25 protein-coding genes are annotated in these 22,175 nt (G+C 37.9%); 23 read left to right on the forward strand and 2 right to left on the reverse strand.

Annotated features, from left to right (window positions below; genetic code table 11):
- Positions 1 to 207: 207 nt before the first annotated feature.
- Positions 208 to 726: an SCP2 domain-containing protein gene (locus ED622_RS19485; RefSeq protein WP_122036681.1), complete on the forward strand. Its 519-nt coding sequence runs from the start codon at positions 208 to 210 to the stop codon at positions 724 to 726.
- On the forward strand, positions 716 to 1,219 hold the full coding sequence (locus ED622_RS19490) for a GNAT family N-acetyltransferase (RefSeq protein ID WP_122036682.1): 504 nt from the start codon (positions 716 to 718) through the stop codon (positions 1,217 to 1,219). Before ED622_RS19485 ends, ED622_RS19490 begins: the two co-directional genes overlap by 11 nt.
- Positions 1,220 to 1,265: 46 nt before the next feature.
- Here the strand turns inward: ED622_RS19490 and ED622_RS19495 are convergent, their stop codons facing one another.
- Positions 1,266 to 1,730 (reverse strand): hypothetical protein, encoded by a 465-nt coding sequence (locus ED622_RS19495; protein ID WP_122036683.1) that lies wholly within the window; start codon positions 1,728 to 1,730, stop codon positions 1,266 to 1,268.
- Between the two features lie 167 nt (positions 1,731 to 1,897).
- Between ED622_RS19495 and ED622_RS19500 the strand changes: the two genes are divergently transcribed.
- The 10 genes from ED622_RS19500 to deoD all read left to right on the forward strand — a co-directional run bounded on the left by ED622_RS19500 (position 1,898) and on the right by deoD (position 11,802).
- Positions 1,898 to 2,299, forward strand: coding sequence for a DNA polymerase III subunit psi (locus tag ED622_RS19500; RefSeq protein WP_122036684.1), 402 nt, complete (start codon positions 1,898 to 1,900; stop codon positions 2,297 to 2,299).
- The gene (gene rimI / locus ED622_RS19505) at positions 2,289 to 2,735 is read left to right on the forward strand and encodes a ribosomal protein S18-alanine N-acetyltransferase (protein WP_122036685.1); all 447 of its coding nucleotides are present in this window, start codon (positions 2,289 to 2,291) and stop codon (positions 2,733 to 2,735) included. The genes ED622_RS19500 and rimI overlap by 11 nt, the downstream gene beginning before the upstream one ends.
- 85 nt (positions 2,736 to 2,820) lie before the next feature.
- Positions 2,821 to 4,401, forward strand: a complete 1,581-nt coding sequence (prfC, locus tag ED622_RS19510; protein ID WP_122036686.1) for a peptide chain release factor 3 — start codon at positions 2,821 to 2,823, stop codon at positions 4,399 to 4,401.
- Between the two features lie 216 nt (positions 4,402 to 4,617).
- Positions 4,618 to 5,394 carry a TatD family hydrolase gene (locus ED622_RS19520; protein ID WP_122036688.1) on the forward strand — a complete coding sequence of 259 codons (777 nt, stop codon included), beginning with the start codon at positions 4,618 to 4,620 and terminating at the stop codon, positions 5,392 to 5,394.
- Positions 5,395 to 5,593: 199 nt separating this feature from the next.
- The gene (locus ED622_RS19525) at positions 5,594 to 6,850 is read left to right on the forward strand and encodes a NupC/NupG family nucleoside CNT transporter (RefSeq protein ID WP_122036689.1); all 1,257 of its coding nucleotides are present in this window, start codon (positions 5,594 to 5,596) and stop codon (positions 6,848 to 6,850) included.
- 273 nt (positions 6,851 to 7,123) lie between these two features.
- Positions 7,124 to 7,294, forward strand: a complete 171-nt coding sequence (locus ED622_RS19530; protein ID WP_122036690.1) for a XapX domain-containing protein — start codon at positions 7,124 to 7,126, stop codon at positions 7,292 to 7,294.
- A gap of 265 nt (positions 7,295 to 7,559) precedes the next feature.
- Positions 7,560 to 8,336, forward strand: coding sequence for a deoxyribose-phosphate aldolase (gene deoC, locus ED622_RS19535; RefSeq protein ID WP_122036691.1), 777 nt, complete (start codon positions 7,560 to 7,562; stop codon positions 8,334 to 8,336).
- Between the two features lie 115 nt (positions 8,337 to 8,451).
- Complete coding sequence (gene deoA / locus ED622_RS19540; protein WP_122036692.1) at positions 8,452 to 9,783, forward strand: thymidine phosphorylase; 1,332 nt, start codon at positions 8,452 to 8,454, stop codon at positions 9,781 to 9,783.
- A gap of 10 nt (positions 9,784 to 9,793) precedes the next feature.
- Positions 9,794 to 11,014: a phosphopentomutase gene (locus ED622_RS19545; protein ID WP_122036693.1), complete on the forward strand. Its 1,221-nt coding sequence runs from the start codon at positions 9,794 to 9,796 to the stop codon at positions 11,012 to 11,014.
- Between the two features lie 71 nt (positions 11,015 to 11,085).
- Positions 11,086 to 11,802, forward strand: coding sequence for a purine-nucleoside phosphorylase (gene deoD, locus ED622_RS19550; RefSeq protein ID WP_105054054.1), 717 nt, complete (start codon positions 11,086 to 11,088; stop codon positions 11,800 to 11,802).
- Between the two features lie 67 nt (positions 11,803 to 11,869).
- Here the strand turns inward: deoD and ED622_RS19555 are convergent, their stop codons facing one another.
- Positions 11,870 to 12,466, reverse strand: a complete 597-nt coding sequence (locus ED622_RS19555) for a YtjB family periplasmic protein (RefSeq protein ID WP_122036694.1) — start codon at positions 12,464 to 12,466, stop codon at positions 11,870 to 11,872.
- Between the two features lie 133 nt (positions 12,467 to 12,599).
- Here ED622_RS19555 and serB point away from each other — a divergent pair, with 133 nt between their 5' ends.
- From serB to ED622_RS19610, 11 genes are all read left to right on the forward strand, one after another.
- Positions 12,600 to 13,568: a phosphoserine phosphatase gene (serB, locus tag ED622_RS19560; protein ID WP_122036695.1), complete on the forward strand. Its 969-nt coding sequence runs from the start codon at positions 12,600 to 12,602 to the stop codon at positions 13,566 to 13,568.
- Between the two features lie 223 nt (positions 13,569 to 13,791).
- Positions 13,792 to 14,013, forward strand: coding sequence for a Flp family type IVb pilin (locus ED622_RS19565; protein ID WP_122036696.1), 222 nt, complete (start codon positions 13,792 to 13,794; stop codon positions 14,011 to 14,013).
- Positions 14,014 to 14,030: 17 nt separating this feature from the next.
- Complete coding sequence (locus ED622_RS19570; RefSeq protein ID WP_254052660.1) at positions 14,031 to 14,462, forward strand: prepilin peptidase; 432 nt, start codon at positions 14,031 to 14,033, stop codon at positions 14,460 to 14,462.
- A 7-nt stretch (positions 14,463 to 14,469) separates the two neighbouring features.
- A complete protein-coding gene (gene cpaB / locus ED622_RS19575; RefSeq protein ID WP_122036698.1) occupies positions 14,470 to 15,282 on the forward strand; it encodes a Flp pilus assembly protein CpaB in 813 nt (270 codons plus the stop codon).
- A 4-nt stretch (positions 15,283 to 15,286) separates the two neighbouring features.
- On the forward strand, positions 15,287 to 16,597 hold the full coding sequence (locus tag ED622_RS19580) for a type II and III secretion system protein family protein (RefSeq protein WP_122036699.1): 1,311 nt from the start codon (positions 15,287 to 15,289) through the stop codon (positions 16,595 to 16,597).
- Complete coding sequence (locus ED622_RS19585; protein WP_122036700.1) at positions 16,594 to 17,064, forward strand: hypothetical protein; 471 nt, start codon at positions 16,594 to 16,596, stop codon at positions 17,062 to 17,064. The genes ED622_RS19580 and ED622_RS19585 overlap by 4 nt, the downstream gene beginning before the upstream one ends.
- A gap of 49 nt (positions 17,065 to 17,113) precedes the next feature.
- Complete coding sequence (locus ED622_RS19590) at positions 17,114 to 18,352, forward strand: chromosome partitioning protein ParA (protein WP_122036701.1); 1,239 nt, start codon at positions 17,114 to 17,116, stop codon at positions 18,350 to 18,352.
- Positions 18,353 to 18,358: 6 nt separating this feature from the next.
- Complete coding sequence (locus ED622_RS19595) at positions 18,359 to 19,642, forward strand: CpaF family protein (RefSeq protein ID WP_122036702.1); 1,284 nt, start codon at positions 18,359 to 18,361, stop codon at positions 19,640 to 19,642.
- 2 nt (positions 19,643 to 19,644) lie between these two features.
- On the forward strand, positions 19,645 to 20,562 hold the full coding sequence (locus ED622_RS19600) for a type II secretion system F family protein (RefSeq protein WP_122036703.1): 918 nt from the start codon (positions 19,645 to 19,647) through the stop codon (positions 20,560 to 20,562).
- Positions 20,562 to 21,434 (forward strand): type II secretion system F family protein, encoded by an 873-nt coding sequence (locus ED622_RS19605; RefSeq protein WP_122036704.1) that lies wholly within the window; start codon positions 20,562 to 20,564, stop codon positions 21,432 to 21,434. Before ED622_RS19600 ends, ED622_RS19605 begins: the two co-directional genes overlap by 1 nt.
- The gene (locus ED622_RS19610) at positions 21,427 to 22,167 is read left to right on the forward strand and encodes a hypothetical protein (protein WP_122036705.1); all 741 of its coding nucleotides are present in this window, start codon (positions 21,427 to 21,429) and stop codon (positions 22,165 to 22,167) included. Before ED622_RS19605 ends, ED622_RS19610 begins: the two co-directional genes overlap by 8 nt.
- Positions 22,168 to 22,175 lie beyond the last annotated feature (8 nt).

Consider the following 22,175-nt stretch of genomic DNA (forward strand, 5'->3'; position numbering starts at 1 on the left):
TTTTTAGTAAAAAGAAGACCAATAACTTCCAGAATTAATAATAATCATCAGTATTTATAAGTCGAACAATAAAATATACATTGAATGAATCCCTATTTTCTACCCTAAATTGTAATAAGTGCTTTTTTTGATAAGAAACAGGTTAGATATCGGGCAATCAATTTATACTTGCTTACAGTTATCGACCAAATGTAATGGAAATTAAGCGTGATTAATCAAATTCGTTCAAAAATAGTAAAAAATGCGGCATCGATCTTAAAAACACCGGCAAAGTTAGTTCCTGTTTCAATGCAACAGAAGGTATTGCTTGAAGGGTTAAAACAAGTATTTCATGAAGCGCTTGAAGATGGTGATTTTGAGTTTTTAGAAGATAAATGGTTAAAAGTTTCAATTACTGATCTCGAATTGCACTGGTTTATCAGTTATCAAGATGAAAAGCTGATAGTCTCAGGCAACATCGAGAGTGATGATGTGAGCTTTAGCGGACAGTTAAATGATTTAATCTTGATTGCTGGCCGTAAAGAAGATCCTGATACTCTATTTTTCCAACGTCGCTTGAAAATTGAAGGTGATACAGAGCTTGGGTTAGAAGTGAAAAACTTGATGGACAGTGTAGATCTTGATTCATTACCAAAGCCTTTAAATCAAGCATTAATGACGTTGGCTAATTTTGTCCAACAGGGCTTGCAGAAGCCTGAAGTAAAAGAGACGATAAATGCTTATTAGAACTGAAGCTCCAGCGGATATTTTAACGATTGATCGATTAGTTCGTACGACATTTGAAACAGAAGCAGAAGCTAGCTTGGTCATGTCCTTACGTGAAAATAGCCATTTAACTTTATCATTAGTGGCTTGTACGGATGAAGGTGAAGTGATTGGACACTGCTTGTTTAGCCCTGTAATGCTTAATGGTGAAGATCTTAATTGGCAAGGGCTCGCTCCTTTGTGCGTTAAAGAAGAGTACCAAAAACAAGGCATAGCCCAGGACTTAATTAAAGAGGGGTTAGAAACACTGACCGAACTCGGTTACCCTGTTGTTGTTGTGTTAGGTGATCCTGCCTATTATCAACGCTTTGGTTTTGAAACGGCCAAAAATCATGGTATGGAATGCAAATGGGAAGTGCCAGAAGAGGCATTTATGATTAAAGCGTGCTCACCCGAATTCATAGAAGGGAAAGCAGGCTTGATCGAATACTGCCCTGAGTTTGATTTACTATAATGAAGTCATGGAATGCTCATATTTACTAATGGGCATTCATTTTTATTTATCGTTTTAGTCCCCAGACTTCTATCTTTGCTTTTTTGACGACACCTGCGGCGTTTAAGGCTAAGCTTCCCCAGCTTTTATATTCTAACTCAAGAAAATCAAATTTCGCTTTTTCTGAACCTGGAAGCTTGTAAACTCTGGTCGACATGCCTTTGGTTAAGGTACCTAATGTACTTAATTTTTTAGTCGCCCCATCCGTCATAGTGACATTCATGCTTTTAATGTTTACCGTACCTTGGATACACTTTACTTTTATTTTTGAAAACTTTCTTTCGCTGACAAAAGCAAGAGGTTCAACGGTATCTGTTTCTTCTTCAAAGTTAACTACTTTATCGCTGATTAAAACCCATTCATTTTCATTGGCATAGGCAGTATTTACAGAGGCGACATTAATCAATATTACCAATAGTAAAAACGTGATTAATGAGCAAATACCAGCAGCGGTGAGTAATTGTTTTTTCATGAATATGGCCTTAAGTCAGTCGGGTCGCAAAGACTATAAAATGAAGATAATGCCAAAGTCAGGGGGAGGTCAAATCCATCAGATGTTTATTATTTAAGACACTTCAAGTGGCATCAATACTGGAATGTTGATAGTATTCTTCCCCTTAGATTGACAGGTGAATTGATATGCCACAGCAAGCGTTACAGTTTTTAAATGAAATGAATATTTCGGTTTGGCAAGTTCGTCAACCTGAATTCTTTCCTGCATTAGAAGCAAGCACAATATCGCTACCTGAAACTTGTCAGTTGTTATTTGTAGCTCCTGCTATTCCTACTGAACGGGATGCTTTTCTCTTTGGAAAGGTACTTGCGAGTATGAAACTATTACCAGAGCAGGCGTTATTTCTTCCTTCTGAGTCGTTAGAGTATTTAGCTGAGCATCATTTAACATGGTGCTGGTTCTCAGGTGTGCCTGTTACTGAATTGGAAGAAGTAAAAGCATTAAGTTCACTGCTTCTTTCTGAAATGCATACCAATACCCAATCACGACGCGATTTATGGCGACAAATTTGTTCTTATGACCATTAATATTCAATGCATTTCCGATGCTCACCTAGATGATATTTGGCGAATTGAAAGAGCGGCACATTCACACCCTTGGGCTGAATCAATGATCCGTGATTTGAATAGTCGCTGCGCGCAACACCGAGTGATGCTAGAAAACGATCAAGTTGTTGGCTATTTCTATGCTCAAAATGTGGTGGGAGAAGTCACTTTACTCAATATAGCAATAGATCCTGCGTATCAACGAAAAGGGTTTGGTCGTAAATTGACGGAGTTTTTTATTGATATGTGTATGGAACAAAGCGCTGAGTCTGCTTGGCTTGAGGTGCGTGAAAGTAATGTTAACGCGATTTCTTTATATGAATCTGAAGGGTTTAATGAAGTGACTCGACGCCACGATTACTACCCAACAGCTAATGGTAAGGAAGATGCCATTATCATGAGTTATATATTCTTTTAATTCGGCGCTTTAGATAATCAACGTCTTTGAGTATAATCTCGCCTAATTACATCCTTTCTGAAATCTTACAGGATTATCAACGCTTATGTCTTTTTTACAAGAAGTGGGTAAACGCAGAACGTTTGCCATCATTTCTCACCCGGATGCGGGTAAAACAACCATTACTGAAAAAGTATTATTATTCGGAAACGCGATTCAAAAAGCGGGTACGGTAAAAGGTCGTGGTTCAAACCAGCACGCAAAATCAGACTGGATGGAAATGGAAAAAGAACGTGGTATCTCGGTAACTACGTCGGTAATGCAATTTCCATTTAACGGTTGCCTAGTTAACCTTCTTGATACTCCTGGACACGAAGATTTCTCGGAAGATACCTACCGTACATTAACAGCGGTAGATTCATGTCTAATGGTTATCGATGCGGCGAAAGGTGTCGAAGACCGTACTCGTAAACTAATGGAAGTAACACGTTTACGTGACACACCAATCGTTACGTTTATGAACAAATTAGACCGTGAAGTACGTGATCCAATGGAAGTGCTTGATGAAGTAGAAAGCGAGCTAGGAATGGCTTGTGCACCTATTTCATGGCCTATCGGTTGTGGTAAAGAGTTTAAAGGTGTTTATCACATTCATCGTGATGAAACGATCTTGTATGAATCAGGCCATGGCCATGAGATCCAAGAAGTTCGCACCATTAAAGGCTTAGATAACCCTGAATTGGATGCTGCAGTAGGTGCTGAACTGGCTGCAAGTGTGCGTGAAGAGTTAGAGCTTGTTATTGGCGCATGTCCTGAGTTTGATCTTGAATTATTCTTAGCGGGCGAGCTAACACCGGTTTATTTTGGTACTGCACTAGGTAACTTTGGTGTTGACCATATGCTAGAAGGCTTAACTGAGTGGGCTCCAGCACCACAAACTCGTGAAGCGGTAGAGCGTTCAGTAGAAGCTACAGAAGAGAAGTTCTCAGGCTTTGTATTTAAGATCCAAGCAAACATGGATCCTAAACACCGTGACCGTATTGCTTTCATGCGTATCGTGTCTGGTACTTATACTCAAAGCATGAGAATGAATCACGTCCGTACAGGTAAGAACGTTAGTATTTCTGATGCAGTAACCTTTATGGCAGGGGATCGCTCTCGTGCTGAAACGGCTTATGCAGGTGACATTATTGGTTTACATAACCATGGTACGATCCAAATCGGTGATACGTTCACGCAAGGTGAAAACTTGAAGTTCTCAGGTATTCCAAACTTTGCCCCTGAACTATTCCGTCGTATTCGCCTAAAAGATCCACTAAAACAAAAGCAACTGCTAAAAGGCCTTGTTCAACTTTCAGAAGAAGGTGCTGTACAGGTTTTCCGTCCACTACAAAACAATGATTTGATTGTTGGTGCGGTTGGTGTACTTCAGTTTGATGTGGTTGTTTCTCGTTTGAAATCTGAATATAACGTTGAAGCTATTTATGAAGGTATCAGTGTCGCAACCGCTCGTTGGGTTGAATGTACCGATGGTAAAATCATGGACGACTTCCAACGTAAAAACCAAACTAACCTAGCGTTAGATGGTGGCAATAACTTAACGTATATTGCACCGACGATGGTTAATTTGAATTTAGCGTCTGAGCGTTTCCCTGAGGTTCAATTCAGAGCAACTCGCGAACACTAATTAGCTATTTATCAAATAAATGAAACGGAGTCTTAATGGACTCCGTTTTTGTATCTATAGTTTACTTAGTCGCTGTTTTTAGTTTTGAAGTTAGAGGTGAGTTATGTGGAAAATTATTAAACAATGGATTAAAAAATATGATGCATGGTGCGAGTCTCTTGGCTTAACACCTGAAAATAAGCGCAGCTGTGTACCATATAAAAAAGAAGGTGAATAATGTCATTTGAATTTATTGACTCTCATTGTCATTTGGATTTTTCTCCTTTTTCTGGAAATGAACCGTATTATCTTCAAAAAGCTCAAGCGAAAGGCGTCAGCAAATTTATTGTTCCTAGTGTTAATCAATCTAATTGGGCTAACGTTGTCTCCTTATCACGTCAGAATGCATCAATTTATTATGCTTTAGGCATTCATCCTCTCTTTATCTCAAATGATCATCAATCTGAATTGGCCTCATTAAAGCTATTTGTCAACGAACATAGAGATAAGTGTGTTGCTGTTGGTGAGTGCGGCTTAGATTTTTGGGATAAAGAAAGTAATCGAGATATTCAAATTGATGTCTTTAGAGAGCAGTGCCTATTAGCCAAAATCCACCAACTTCCTTTAATTGTTCACAGTCGAAAAAGCCACGATCATGTTTTTAAAATACTGCGAGAAATAAAACCAGAGAAAGGGGGCGTTATCCATGGCTTTAGTGGCAGCTTGCAACAAGCAGAACAATTCATTTCTTTGGGGTTCTTGATTGGTGTTAGCGGAGTGATCACTTATGAGCGTGCAAAAAAAACAAGAGAGGTGATTGCTCAAATACCACTTGAGATGATTTTATTAGAAACTGATTCTCCAGATATGCCAATTAATGGATTTCAAGGGGAGCCCAATTCGCCAGATAAAGTGCTAAGTATCTATGAATACTTGTGTTTGCTTAGAAAAGAATCAAAGCAAACGGTTGCAAAAGCTGTTTATAAAAATACCACCTCTTTGTTTGGGATTTGAGTTATTTGTCATTACTTTAGGTGTAATTGATGAATATTTAGATTTCAATTAGTGATAAGAGTCACAATTATGAGTGAATACATGATGTACGGACGACGAATGTGTGACAACAGCATTACTTTATTGGTGCTTCAGTGAGTATAATCGCCCCCGCTAATTTGAAACACGCCAACAATCAATTTTAGGGAAACTTTTAACTATGAGCCTGTTAATGAGCTTGGTTGGGATTGTAGCACTGCTTGCTTTTGCAGTACTTCTATCTGATAACCGCAAAGCAATCAATCTACGTACTGTCGGTGGCGCTTTTGCCATTCAATTTCTTTTAGGTGCATTCATACTTTATGTACCTGTGGGTCGTGATGTACTTTTAGGTGCATCTGAAGCGGTTGCTAATGTAATAAACTACGGTAACACAGGTATCGAATTCTTATTCGGTGGCCTAGTATCGGGTAAAATGTTTGAATTATTTGGCGGCGGCGGTTTCATCTTCGCACTGCGTGTTCTTCCTGTAATCGTATTCTTTGCATCATTAACTGCGGTACTTTATTACCTTGGTATTATGCAAGTCGTGATTAACTTCCTAGGTGGTGCTCTTCAAAAAGCACTAGGCACTTCTCGTGCGGAATCACTTTCTGCTACTGCGAACATTTTCGTTGGTCAAACAGAAGCACCTCTAGTAGTTCGTCCATTCATTCCAAAAATGACTCAATCTGAATTGTTTGCAGTAATGTGTGGTGGTCTTGCTTCTGTTGCTGGTGGTGTACTTGCTGGTTATGCTTCTATGGGCGTGCCTCTAGAATACCTAATCGCGGCATCATTCATGGCTGCACCTGGTGGTCTTCTATTTGCTAAAATTCTTAAACCAGAAACGGAAACTCCGGTTGATCAATTTGATGCTTTAGAACAAGAAGGCGCAGACAAACCTGCAAACGTAATTGATGCCGCAGCTGCTGGTGCAGCAACAGGTATGCAACTTGCGTTAAACGTAGGTGCAATGCTTCTTGCATTCATCGGTCTAATCGCTCTAATCAACGGTATCCTTGGTGGTGTTGGTGGTTGGTTCGGTATGCCAGACATTACTCTAGAGCTTATTCTTGGTTACATCTTTGCTCCAGTTGCATTCATTATCGGTGTGCCGTGGGAAGAAGCGACAATCGCAGGTTCATTCCTTGGTCAAAAACTGGTAGTTAACGAATTCGTTGCTTACCTAAACTTTGCACCGTACCTAGCTGAAGGCGCTGAAGTAGTTCTTTCTGAGAAAACAAAAGCAATCATTTCATTCGCATTATGTGGTTTTGCTAACCTTTCTTCTGTAGCGATTCTACTTGGTGGTTTAGGTAGCCTTGCTCCTGAACGTCGTCATGATATCGCTAAGATGGGTATGAAAGCTGTTGCTGCTGGTACATTATCAAACTTAATGTCTGCAACAATCGCAGGTCTATTCCTATCTCTATAATCATTATAGAGTAAGTTAGATACCTAAAAACCCGCATTCAATGCGGGTTTTTTTATATCTATAGAAAAGAAAAAATTGTGATGTCTGAATGAATCGTTTTCACACTTTTTAGGTAAAAAGTTTGAGATGCAAACCGATTGCGTTACTCGTTAGAAACATAAGCAGTAAATTAACTTGGTATAATGTGAGGCATAGTAAAGAGAAACACAGCTAGATTATCAAAAATAAACTATGTTTAATGCATACATATAATGAGAATCTAGAGAGTTAATTATGAATGAAGTTCTATTGTCTATATTTGCAGGTTTGATTGTTGGCGTTGTTTTTTCAGCAATTAAATTACCTATTCCAGCACCACCTGTTTTATCAGGAGTGATGGGGATTGTCGGTGTTTACGCCGGTGCAGTCGGTTATCAATGGATAATTGAACGTTTCTTTTCATAATCTCTGTGTCTTTATATGGAAACATGGTTTCACTAGTGACACTAGAGAAGTATTGGTAAAATGAACCATGTTTCAACGGCGTCTCATGATGAGATGTTAGAGCGGTACTCATTCATACTATTGAAGTAAGTACTGGCGGCAAAATGGATATTGATTGGGCGTTATGCGCTCAAGTCTTCAGGGAATCAAGTCCGCTCATTTGCTGTTGAACTTAATATATGAACAGCAAAACTATCAAAGAATTTATTCTATTTTGGAGATAACAATGAGCGATTTAAAAGCAGCGGCACTACGTGCATTAAAATTAATGGATCTAACGACGCTTAACGATAACGATACAGATGAAGCGGTAATCGCATTATGTAAGAATGCGAAAACAGCAGTAGGTAATACAGCTGCTGTTTGTATTTACCCGCGCTTCGTACCTATCGCTAAGAAAACGCTGCGCGAGCAAGGCACACCAGAAGTACGCATTGCAACGGTAACTAACTTCCCACACGGTAATGACGATATTGCTATCGCTGTTGCTGAAACTAAAGCCGCTGTTGCTTACGGTGCTGATGAAGTTGATGTGGTATTCCCATACCGTGCATTGATTGCTGGTGACGAAACAGTAGGTTTTGAACTGGTTAAACAGTGTAAAGAAGCGTGTGGTGATGTTCTGCTTAAAGTAATCATCGAAACGGGTGAGCTAAAAGAAGAAGCATTGATCAAAAAAGCGTCTCAAATCTGTATTGAAGCAGGCGCTAACTTCATTAAAACATCAACAGGTAAAGTGCCAGTTAACGCAACACCTGAATATGCACGCATGATGCTAGAAGTAATTCGTGATATGGGCGTAGCTAAAACAGTTGGCTTTAAGCCTGCTGGCGGCGTTCGTACTGCTGAAGATGCACAAGCATACCTAGCAATGGCTGATGATATTTTAGGTGGCGATTGGGCTGATAACATGCACTACCGTTTTGGTGCTTCAAGCCTACTGACTAATCTTTTAAATACATTAGAAGTAACAGAAGAAACAGCTGACCCATCAGCTTACTAGTTTCTCGTTACTTGATTTATAGCTAAAAAATAAATCGACTTAGGTGAGGCATTACCGTCTCACCTACCTCAACCCTACCTATATAAATTACCCAACCAAGATTGGGGAGGCACTAATGTATCTACCACAAGAGATTATTCGCAGAAAACGTGACAATAAAGTACTAACAACAGAAGAAATTAACTTCTTTATTCAAGGGGTTGCAAAGAATACCGTGTCTGAAGGTCAAATTGCAGCTTTTGCAATGGCGGTCTACTTTAATGAAATGACAATGCCAGAACGTATCGCATTAACGTGTGCAATGCGTGATTCAGGCATGGTGATTGATTGGAGTCACATGAACTTTGACGGACCTATTGTTGATAAACATTCAACAGGTGGCGTTGGTGACGTGACTTCATTGATGCTTGGCCCTATGGTGGCTGCGTGTGGTGGCTATGTTCCAATGATCTCTGGCCGTGGTTTAGGTCACACTGGCGGTACTCTGGATAAACTTGAATCTATTGCTGGTTACAACATTATGCCAAGCAATGAGATTTTTGGAAAAGTAACTAAAGAAGCTGGTGTGGCGATTATTGGCCAAACAGGTGATTTAGCTCCTGCTGATAAACGTGTGTATGCCACTCGTGATGTAACAGCAACTGTTGATAATATTTCATTGATCACGGCCTCTATCTTATCTAAGAAATTAGCGGCAGGTTTAGACTCGTTAGTAATGGATGTTAAAGTCGGTTCTGGTGCATTTATGCCAACTTACGAAGCATCTGAAGAGTTAGCAAAATCTATCGTAGCAGTAGCAAATGGAGCAGGAACTAAGACAACGGCACTGCTTACTGATATGAACCAAGTATTGGCCTCTACAGCCGGTAATGCATTAGAAGTACGTGAAGCGATTCGTTTCTTAACTGGTGAATATCGTAATCCTCGTTTATACGAAGTAACGATGGCACTATGTGCTGAGATGCTAGTAATTGCTAACTTAGCAAAAGATGAAAAAGAAGCTCGAGCTAAATTACAAACGGTATTAGATAATGGCAAAGCAGCAGAATGCTTTGGTAAAATGGTATTTGGTCTTGGTGGTCCAAGTGACATTATTGAAAATTACGATAACCACTTAGAAAGCGCACAAATTATTAAACCTGTATTTGCAGATAAAGCCGGTTTCGTTAATGCAATGGATACTCGTGATTTGGGTATGGCAGTTGTAGGTATGGGCGGTGGCCGTCGTGTTGCAACCGATACTATTGATTATGCGGTTGGTTTAAGTGATATGATCCGTCTTGGTCAAACAGCAGATACAGAACAACCACTAGCGATGATCCATGCTCGCAGTGAAGAACAATGGCAACAAGCCGCGGATGCTGTAAAAGCAGCAATCGTGATTAGTGATGAACAACCAGAAATGACTCCGGAAGTTTATCGCAAAATTCGCCCTGAAGATGTGTAAGGAAGAAAACATGAAACGTGCAATAATTTTAGTACTAGATTCATTTGGTATCGGTGCCGCAGGCGACGCTGAAAAATTTGGCGATGTAGGTTCAGATACTATGGGTCATATTGCTGAGCAGTGTGATAAAGGCCTAGCTGACAACAGTAATCGTCAAGGACCTTTAACTCTTCCAAACCTTTCTAAGCTTGGTTTAGCGATGGCGGGTAAAGAATCAACAGGTCAATTTGCAGCAGGTTTAGATGCGAACGCTGAGATCATTGGTGCTTACGGCCATGCGGCTGAATTGTCTTCAGGTAAAGATACGCCTTCAGGCCACTGGGAAATCGCCGGTGTTCCAGTATTGTTTGATTGGGGTTACTTTTCTGATAAAACAAACAGCTTCCCTAAAGAACTGACTGATCGCATTCTTGCTCGTGCAAATCTTTCTGGTTACCTAGGTAACTGCCATGCATCAGGAACTCAAGTACTTGATGATTTGGGCGAAGAGCACATGAAAACAGGCATGCCTATTTTCTATACCTCTGCCGATTCAGTATTCCAAATTGCCTGTCATGAAGAGACATTTGGTTTAGATAATTTGCTAACGCTTTGTCAGATTGCTCGTGAAGAGCTTGCTGATTACAACATTGGCCGTGTAATTGCGCGTCCATTTGTTGGTGAAGGCAAAGGTAAATTTGAGCGTACAGGTAATCGTCGTGATTTATCATTAGAGCCACCTGCAACTACCGTGCTGCAAAAATTAGTTGAAGAGAAGAATGGCCACGTTCATTCAATTGGCAAGATCTCTGATATTTACGCAGGTTGCGGTATTACTCAAAAAACCAAAGCGACAGGTATCCCTGCATTGTTTGATGCGACTAAAGACGCGATTGAAACGGCAGGTGATAACACTATCGTATTTACTAACTTTGTCGATTTCGATTCAGCGTATGGTCATCGTCGCGATGTGGCAGGTTATGCCGCAGCATTAGAATATTTTGATGGTCGTCTTCCTGAGATCATGGATATGCTAAAAGAAGATGATATTCTGATTCTAACGGCAGATCACGGTTGTGATCCAACATGGCCAGGAACCGATCATACACGTGAACATATCCCAGTGATTGTTTATGGTCATAAAGTACCTGCTGGCTCATTAGGGCGTCGTGATACATTTGCAGATATTGGTCAAACCTTAGCAGAGTACTTTGAAACCTCTGATATGGAATATGGAAAATCTTTCCTATAAAAAATGATAAGCAGTAGAGCCCTCTCTACTGCTTTTTTCTATTTAACGTTAAATAAGCAAGGATATAAATTATGGCTACTCCACATATTAATGCTGAAATGGGTGATTTTGCAGACGTAGTACTGATGCCTGGTGACCCAATCCGCGCAAAATACATTGCTGAGACATTCCTTGATGATGTAGTTCAAGTATGTGACGTTCGTAATATGTATGGTTTTACGGGTACTTATAAAGGTCGTAAGATTTCTGTTATGGGCCACGGTATGGGTATTCCATCATGCTCAATCTACATGACAGAGTTAGTAAAAGATTTTGGCGTTAAAAAAGTGATCCGTGTAGGCAGCTGTGGTGCTGTGAATGATGGCATCAAACTACGTGATGTTGTTATCGGTATGGGCGCATGTACTGATTCAAAAGTGAACCGCATCCGTTTTAAAGATCATGACTTTGCAGCGATTGCTGATTATGAAATGGTTCGTAACGCAGAGTTAGCAGCTCAAGCACGTGGTATCGATGTAAAAGTAGGTAACCTTTTCTCTGCTGAGTTGTTCTACACGCCAGATCCAAGCATGTTTGATCTAATGGATAAATACGGCATTGTAGGCGTAGAGATGGAAGCCGCTGGCATGTACGGTGTGGCTGCTGAATACGGTGCCAAAGCATTAGCAATTTGTACAGTATCGGATCACATTAAGACCGGTGAGCAAACAACATCAGATGAGCGTGCAACGACGTTTGATGAAATGATGCTAATCGCACTAGATTCAGTATTACTTGGCGATAAATAATATCAATTGCTAAGTTAACGCTTAGATATAAAAAAGGCGATGAGGGTGACTTCATCGCCTTTCTTTTTTATGATTTTCCACCAAATAAAGTAGTGATGGGTTTATTTGAGTTTTTACGTTTTCGAAGTAGAGCCATAATGAGCATTCCCGACACTAAACTTATCGCTAACATACCAAACATTAAGCGATCACTTTTACGGTAATGATGATTAGCAAATCCTGTCAGGGTTGATTTCTCAAAGGTAATCCTTAAAAAGCCCATTAGATGATTATCTTTTGTGATTGGCTCGATTAACTGTTGGCGGCCAATACCATCAATAGAAAGTGGGGTGTTTAATCCTGTAATTTGAGAGGCAGTAAGTGCATTGTCACTTTTAGCTAAAATGCCGCCTTCCGCATCATAAATCGTTGCATCGAATACTAGAGGCTCTTTGGCTAAATTGTTAGCCAGTTGCAGTAACCCTTCATGATTATCTTGTTTGATATTATCAACAGAAAAGAGGGCAGCTTGGCGAGTCATGGTTCGACTTAAATCTTGTAACTGTTTATTTTGAATGACTTGGTTACTGTCACTGATAACGGTACTGTTGATTAAAATAAAATAACTGAATGCCAAAAGAGAAAGTAACATTATACTTTTGGTGACAAAATTTTGAGAAAGCATCGTTAGCACCACAAAAATAAGAATGACGGAATTATACCCAAATTTAAAAAAAATAGCAGTTTATGTCTTAACAGGCTTGCTCAATGTAGTTTCAATCGGTATTTTTGAGACAGGATGAGTAAGGAAATAAATCATGGATACGATAGCGCCATTTTCAATTAAGAAGCACGCCACATTAGTTAGCCGCTTTAGAACATCAGTAACAGCCTCTCAGTTAGAGATAAAGAGTGTTGGATGGGTCATTTATGGGCCACACCTTTCACCTTTTCATTTTAAAGATATCGATTTTTTTGTTGGTATGACAACCACCATCGTTAGAACCTGGAAAGTTGGCAATTATGAAGTTGCTGCCATTGCTGGTGATATTACGCCTGAATATAAAATCATTGTTGATGAACTAGGCTTAGATTACGTCGAGATCAAAGATATTCCAGATCTTTCAACGCCAGGGATCATTCTTTTCGATATGGATTCGACAGCAATAGAGATCGAATGTATTGATGAAATTGCGAAACTAGCCGGTGTTGGCAAGCAAGTATCAGAAGTCACAGAACGAGCAATGCAGGGTGAACTCGATTTTAAAGAAAGTTTACTTCAACGTGTCGGAAGCTTGGCTGGTGCAGATGAAGCGATCCTTGCTAAAGTTAAGTCTGAACTTCCTTTTATGCCTGAAATTAGAGAACTGGTTGCAACGATGCATAAGTATGGTTGGAAAGCGGCAATTGCTTCTGGCGGCTTTACTTATTTCTCGGATTATCTAAAAGAAGAATTAAATTTAGTACACGCACAATCCAATCAACTTGAAATCCTTAATGGAAAGCTGACAGGTAACGTTATTGGTGACATTGTTAGCGGTGAAACAAAAGCAGAAATCTTAGTTGAATTAGCTGATAAGTATGACATTGAGATCAGCAATACGGTCGCCGTTGGTGATGGTGCCAATGATCTGGTAATGATGGAGGCTGCAGGCCTTGGCATTGCTTATCATGCAAAACCTAAGGTTCAACAACAAGCTCAAGCAGCCATTCGTCATGCTGATTTAGGCGGAGTCGCTTGTATTCTTTCTGTTTCGTTGTTGTTGAATAAAAAACTAAGCTGGTAAATTATTAAAAGTAAATAGAATGGGCCACTACATGCAGGCCCATTTTTTATATAAACCTTATAAGAGTATGATTACAGCCCAATCCTGAATGGAGTCTGAATGAAACTTACGTACATGTCATGGAAATGTCATAGGTTGTGTCATTAAATTGACGCGCTTTGGTTGGTTGAATATTATTCATCTTGTTCACTTCGAACAGATATTAATCAATCAAGGGTTTATTATGCTAACTAAATTATTCGTAAAATCTCAACTTGCTCTACAATCTTTTAAAAGTGATGAGCGTGGTGTAACAGCTATTGAATATGCAATCATTGGTGTTTGTATGTCTGTTGTTGTACTTGCTGTTTTCAAGGGATCATTAGCAGATGCTTTGTCTACTGCAATGGATAATATTTCTAGTAATATTACTTCCGCTAATACTCCAATTCCACCGACTAAGTAATTTATAGTATCGAAATTATGACACTTATTTTTATTGGTTTAATTGTCTCTACTAATATTTATATTGTTTTTCACGATATTAGAAATAGAAAAATATCTAATAATATAATTGTATTAATTTCACTTATTGGATTTTTTTCTATCTTTGTTAAAGGTGATATTGATTTTTTAATATCTCCTTTAATAATTCTATTTTTTGGTTTTATTTTATTTAAATTTAATGTTATAGCCGCAGGTGATATTAAGTTGTTTTCTGCGATGTCATTAATGATAAATAAAGAATATATATTACTAATTACTATCATTATATTATTTATTGGTGGGCTTCAAGCTTATTGCCAATACAGTATGTATAAACTAACGAATAATAGAGAGTGGATAGATAGGGGTGTTCCTTATGGGGTCGCTATTTCTATAGGAAGTTTATTCGGTATTCTCGCATCAATGTAGGTGAAAAATGAAATCAAAAATAATATTGGTTTTAGCTGTAGTTGCTATTTCAATAGGTCTGTTTGGTATGTCTCAAACTACCAATATAGCTTCTTCAGATCCCGAAAAGATAAAAGAATTAGATAAACTTCCAGAGCCAACCGTTATGGTCTGGATAGCCAAAAAAGATTTAATGTTTGGTTCGTTAGTGCAACGAACGGATCTTGAGGTGCAACGAATCAGTCAAACACAAGCGGATCGTTTCGGCATTGTTAGTGATATTAAGTATGATTTTAATAAAAGCTTATTAGTTAAAAAAGATATTTTTCAGGGGGATATTGTTACTCCTGATGTGCTGTTAAGTCCAGGGCAAGAAGGGTATATCAATCTAGTTATTAAGGAAGGAAAAGTTCCTTTTAACCTAATAGTTGAAAATGATGCCATCCTTGGTGGAGCTATTTCTACTGGTGATGTTGTTGATATTGCCTCTATTTCATCATCAGATCAAAATCTATCAAACAGTAATTCTATTTCAAATGTGAAGAGCTTAAAGATGGCTCCACTATTAACCCAGATTATGGTTCTTGACATTATTCAGCAAGAAAAATCGGTGCGATTAAACAGTAAATCGACAAAGACAGTAACTACGCTAGTTTTAGAAGTATCAAATAGAGAGTTAGCTAAATTAGTAATAGCTCAACGTATTGCTGAACTGGAAATTCATAAATCTATTGGTGCTGAGTTTTCTCATGAGCTTCATGCGGATTCAAGTGATGTTATTAGTATTCCTGAATCTAAAAAAATAAAGCCAAACAATTCTATTAAAGAGTTTAGAGGTTAATAATATGCAACGTCGAATTCTTATTGTTTTAGTCGCTTTACTTGGTTTCTTATCAAGTCCGTTACATGCTAAAGATATTGAAAACTTATCTGCCGGTGACGCAAAAAGTATTATTACCGATTCAGAGATATCTTCAGTATTCATTTCAGATCCAAAAGTAGCCGATTACAAAATTATTGATAAATATAAAGTGGTTTTATTTGGACGTGAAGTTGGTGATTCTGTTTTTATTGCTTTTGATGTTCAAGGGCGTGAATTAATAAATAAAAAAATCATTATCAGTCGTAATTATTCAGGTATTGAACAACAAGTTAAGTTGAGGTTCCCAACCTCAGATATCGATATTTATGCTATTGGTACTAATGCAGTAGTAAGTGGAACTGTTCTTAATGAAGAGGACCGAGACAAAATTTATCAAATGGTTGGAACATTATTATTTGATGATAGCGCTGATAACAATGCCCAAGATGATCGTACAGAATTGACTTACATGGATAAGCTTAACTTTGAAGGGGTTGTAAACCAAATTGAAGTTGCTAGAACAAAGCAAGTCAATGTGAAACTGACCATAGCTGAAGTCTCTCATTCTTTCATGCAGGATTTTGGTATTAAGGTGGGCAGTAATGGCCAAGCCGGTATTTTTGTTGATCAACTCGTTCATTTTAGTGCTAGCGACATTGTTTCTGTTATTACGGCAGTAGGGACTGATTCAGTAGGGCAAATATTAGCTGAACCGAATTTGTCAGTGATATCAGGGGAAGATGCAAGCTTTCTTGTTGGTGGCGAATTACCCGTTGTTACCGTAATTGATGGGGCGACAAACGTTCAGTATAAAGAGTTTGGTGTGAAATTGGATCTAACCGCGAAAGTTGAGCGAGATGACAAAATCAAGTTAGCTTTAGCACCTAGCGTTAGTTCTCTTGATACTCAATACGCTAATGATAATTATAACTTACCATCATTAAAAACCCGCAGTGCAAGAACGACTGTTGAACTAGGCGACGGACAAAGCTTTGTGCTAGGTGGCTTACTTAATAGTGAAGAGAAAGAGTCGTTAACTCGTATTCCTTTTGTTGGTGATATCCCTATTTTAGGGGCTTTATTTCGTCATACCGGAACCGAACGAAATCGAACTGAATTGATTATTGTTGCAACGGTAAATCTTGTTCAACCTGTTAAAGCTAATCAAATCCAGCTTCCAACCATGCAGAAAACCAGTACGTTAAGACGTTTTCTTGGTATGGGCAGCGATTATGAAAGAGCTGAAGATAAATGGGCTAGTGAAGTTCTGAATGCCGGTGGGTTTAGAAAATGAAAAAACTTTATGCAATAGCAATACTTTTGATTTTATCTGGTTGTGCTGATCATATTAATGAAAAACAAGGAACGTATATTAATGTAATTCCTGTGACGTATTCATTTTCTATTAATAGTCAGAATGACGAAATCGTAAAAAATAAGCTTGATACTTTTATTCGTCAGCATGGCCTTAAAAATAAAAAAGGTCATTGGAAAATATCAATTTATAAAGATGATATAAAAGAGCAAGAAGTCAAATATCAGCAATTGTTAGGAGAGTTTGGTTATACCCTTACTCAAATAAAAACGGTTGAACTACAACATAAACCTTACTTTCTTGTCACTGTTTCATTTATGACTCAACAAATTGAATATCAAATTTGTGGTTATGAGCAAATTGATTATTACGGTTCTAATAATATCGGTTGTTATACCGAAAATAATCGCTGGCATTCTATGGTTAATCCTAAAAATGCAATGTAGCTATTTCACAAAGAGTTAGCGTAATTAACATCATATTATTGGAGCTATCATGTTTGATTTGGCAGAGCGTTTAAGTGCGAACAAAAATAATGAAAGTAAGTTAAGTAATAAACTAAAAACGATGCTGTTTTATCAGACAGAAGAGTGTCGATCATTGGTTAATGAATCTTTTCGGTTTGATGGTAAAGATGATCCAAAGTGTGTTAAAAATCGTGACGAAGAGTTTCGTCAAATTGATTTATTAAATCCACCAGAAGTTGTGATTATTGAATTAAATGCAAGCCAAGATGTAGTTCAAGATGCACAGCGATTAGCTCATTTATTACCAAGCCAAGTTTCCGTTGTTATTGTGGGCTCTGAAGATGCAATTTCAACGATTCGTTTATTAAAAGAAATGGGTTTTTATTACCTTTTTTGGCCAGTAAGCAAGCAAGAATGTTCTGATTTTATACGAAATGTTTTAGATAACCATGAACAGCATAAAGGATTGATGGCTAATCGAAAAGCAAAGCGTATTGCAATGGTTGGTGTTAAAGGGGGGGTGGGAGTATCTCTAATTAGTAGTGAGATATCTCGTTCACTTTCTTTAGATAAAGGGGTTTCTACGCTTCTTGTTGATCATAATTATCATGGTGGAAATCTTGATATTTTTATGGGCTTAAAGCAATACCAAAAAAGAGCGGTACAAAAAGGCACATTATTATCTAATATTGATGGGACTTATGCGCTTGGGGTTATACGTAAAGTGACCCCTATGCTGTCTATGCTTGCTATTGATTCTGAAGAGTTATCAACTCAAGAGTTAAATGAATATACTTTAGCAGTGCAAGAACAAGTGCTTAATAATTCAAGCGTTATGATAGAAGATTACGCGCACTTGATTAGAAATGAAGGTGATATCGTTAGCTTATTACAGCGTATTGATGTACTTATTTTTGTTTTTGATGAAACCGTATCTGCATTACGAGATTACAACCGATTAAATCAATTGGTTAAGAAAAATAATGTAGATAATCACACTCGTATTATTTCAGTTTTGAACTCATCAAGACCGGTAAATAGCGGTTCTGTTTCTCTTGATGAAATAGAAAAGTATAGCGCACAAAGGCCTCATATTATTGTTCCTTATGACGAAAAAGCACCACAGCATATTCTTGAAGGGCAACAAATTATAAGAACAAAATCATCAATGGCCTTACCTTTAATTAATCTAATTGCATTGATTTTAGGTGAAGACCAAAAACAAGAAAAACGATCTATTTTTAGATTTTTTAAACATAAAGGATAATGACGAATGAATAATAAAGCGTTATATATCCAATTAAGAACTCAAATTTTTAATGCGTTAGAACCTGAGGCATTAAATAAACTAACGAAACAAGAGCTTACACAACAGTTACTTAATGCTGTTGAATTATTGATTGATAGAGAGCAGCTGCCTGTGTCTCTTATCATGAAAAATGAATTTGTTGAAAGCTTAGTTAATGAATTAGTTGGCTTAGGTCCATTACAGAACTTAATGGATGATGAAACCATTACCGACATCATGATCAATGGCCATGAGAATGTGTTTATTGAACGAAATGGATTGGTTGAAAAAGTAAAAGTTAACTTTATTGATGAACAGCAATTAACTGATATAGCGAAACGAATAGCAAGTCGTGTTGGTCGCCGAGTGGATGAGTCAAGCCCTACGTGTGATGCCCGTTTAGAAGATGGTAGTCGCGTCAATATTGTTATCCCACCGATTGCGATTGATGGAACTTCGATTTCAATTCGTAAGTTTAAAAAACAAAGCATTGTTTTTTCAGATTTAGTTGAATTTGGAGCCATGAGTAAAGAAATGGCGCAATTACTGATGGTGGCTTCTCGCTGTCGTTTAAATATATTGATTTCTGGTGGTACCGGCTCTGGCAAGACAACCATGTTGAATGCTTTGTCTCAGTTTATTTCAGAAGGTGAACGTATCGTAACGATAGAAGATGCCGCTGAACTACGGCTGCAACAACCACATGTCGTGAGATTAGAAACAAGAACGGCAGGCATTGAGGGGACAGGGGTTATTTCTCAAAGAGATTTGGTAATTAATTCATTACGTATGCGTCCTGATCGGATCATTGTTGGGGAGTGTCGTGGTGGAGAAGCATTTGAAATGCTACAAGCCATGAATACTGGTCATGACGGTTCAATGTCAACATTACACGCTAACTCACCACGAGATGCATTAGCACGTGTCGAGGCGATGGTCATGATGGCAACAAATAACTTACCACTAGAAGCCGTAAGAAGAACCATTGTTAGCGCGGTTGATATTGTTATCCAAATTAGCCGTTTGCATGACGGAACTCGTAAAGTGATGAGCATTGCCGAAGTTGTTGGATTAGAAGGTAATAATGTCGTCCTTGAAGAGATATTTTTTTTTAAACCAAACAAAGATCAAAGCGATGAAGGAAAGGTAAAAGGAAACTATTTTACATCCGGTCTAATGCAACGTTCAGTGTTAATGGAAAAAGCTCGGTTCTTTGGTATGGAAGACAAAATACAATCAGCATTTAGAGCACCTTACGCAGAGGTATAATCATGTCTTGGATTGCGATTGGTATTGGTTTACTTCTTTTGATGTTAGTCCTAGGGGATAAGCCAGTAAAGAAAAGTCAGTATTTAGAAAAGCTTAATGCAACTCAATTTGTTGATGATTTAAATAGTACAGATCAAGCTATCAATTTAGCGTCATTAACAGAGAGAACATTTCGACAAAAGATTGAGTTTGTTTGGAAAAATATAGCAAGACAATTAGGTAATGGAGCAACGTTAAAACTGGTTTTTTCAGTATGTATATTTGCTTTAATTGGTCTGCTAATTAACCGTTCTATGATTCATGCTCCGCCTTATATTGTTGTATTAATATCTATCGTAGCAGGATTGATTTGGGGATACGTTTGGCTTCAAGAACGAGAGAAAAAACAATTTAATGAGCGTTTTCCTGATGCATTAAATATGCTGTCGAGTGCGGTATCTGCGGGTGAAAGTATCACCCATGCTATTGCTTTTGTTGGTAAGAAGCTTGAAGGCGATGTTGGTAAAGAGTTTAAAGTAATGGGAGAGCGTTTGCAGCTTGGTGAGAGTCCAGATGAAGTATTTAAGAAATCATGTGTTCGCTTCCCTTATCCAGCTTTCCGTTTTTTCGTTATTACATTACGCGCAAACATGAACCGAGGTGGACAATTAAGAGATGTTATTTCACGTTTAAATCGTTTGATGTTTGATGCGCGAGCAGTAGAGAGAAAGAAATACGCCTTAACATCAGAAGCGCGGATCTCAGCAAAAATAGTCTGTGCAACGCCTTTTTTCTTTTTGTTTATTTTGCAGTTCCTCAGCCCTGAAAATTATGAGTTTGTTATGTTTCATGCTGAAGGTAGACCCATTTTATATTATGTACTCATTAGTGAAGCTATAGGGATGCTTATTATTTGGGGCTTATTAAAAGGAACCAAATAATGACTGATTGGTATCGATTTATATTCATTACACTTATTTCATTTGGTTTGATGCTTATTGTTTATTTAAGCATTACGAAGTTTCTAAGAGAGAAGCAGTTACAAGTATTAAGTGGCAGTAATCAAAAAACGAAAGAGAATGAGTTTGGGGGGTGGTTAAAAAATAAAGCGTCAGAACTTAACCCTGATGAAGAAGGTATTAAACAAAAGTTGCGTCAAGCTGGTTGGACGAATACGCAATATGTACATCTATTTATGCCAATCAAATACAGCGTACTACTGATTGGTGAAGTGATTGTTGGTGTCGCCTATTACCTATTATTTTTATCGAGTACGGGATGGGTTGTTGCAGCATCGCTGTGGATGGTTTTTGTCATTATTGCTCCCGATATGTATTTACAAGCGAAGATAAAAGCAAGGATCCATCGAGTTTCAACCCAAATGCCTTATCTATTGGATTTAATGGCAGTATGTGTCCAAACGGGTATGACAGTTGAAGCCTCTCTTAGTTATCTAGCTAAAGAGATGAAAGGGTTTAATAAAGATTTAACACAAGTATTAACCAAAATGAATGAACGCTCTCGCATGGTCGGGTTGGAGAAATCATTAGAAGAAATGTATGTCGAAATTCCCTCTAATGAAATGCGGAGTTTTGTGATGACATTGACACAAAGTATGCATTACGGTTCATCCATTTATACTGTTTTAACCACATTGGCATCAGATATAAGAGAGGTGCAAATGTTGGAATTAGAAGAGCGGATAGGGAAGTTAGCAGCCAAGATGTCAGTTCCACTGATCGTATTCATTATGATCCCTATTGTTATTTTAATTGCAGCACCTGGTGTAATGAGGTTGATGTTAAATGCTTAAAAAAATACTCCTAATTTCTACTGTTCTTTTATTGTCGGCATGCAGTTCTCGCCAATACAGTGAAAGTACATTAACTCAGTCAAAAATTAATATTTATGAGCAAACACAAAACTATGTAGCTTTATCTGATTTATATAGAGCTGAGTTGAAAAAAGAGGATTCTGAAGAAACCCGTGAAGCTCTTGCTGCAACATTATTGAATTTAGAAGATCCAGAAAGTGCTTTGTTCTACTTAAAACCAAATATTGAAAATGATGCAAATTTTCAAACCTACTACCTTCAAGCTTCTGCTTTAGGTGATTTAGGAAAATACCCTCAAGCGATAAAAGCTGCATTACTTTCTTTGGAAGAAAAACCAGATAACGCTGAAGCAGAAAATTTATTAGGGATTTTATATGGTCATGAATATCAATATGAAAAGTCGCGTAGATATTTTCAAAAAGCACAATTGCATTTTTATGATAGCAATACGATCGCAAATAATTTAGCCGTCCTAGATATCGCTGAAGGTAATTACAAACAAGCAGCACAACGATTGTTACCAGTTTATCGTAGTGGGCAGGCTAATGAACAAGTGATGGCTAATTTAATATTAAGCATGGCAAAAGAAAAAAATATTGAATTTATTCAAGCTGTGCTAGCTGATAAACATACCAAAAAAGAAATTGAGCGTATTTATCAATCATTACAAAGCTTTAATTCTTTAGATATTGATACAAAAAAAAGCGTTTAGGTTGATGT

It is taken from the genome of Aliivibrio sp. EL58, assembly GCF_900312675.1.
GTDB lineage: Bacteria > Pseudomonadota > Gammaproteobacteria > Enterobacterales > Vibrionaceae > Aliivibrio.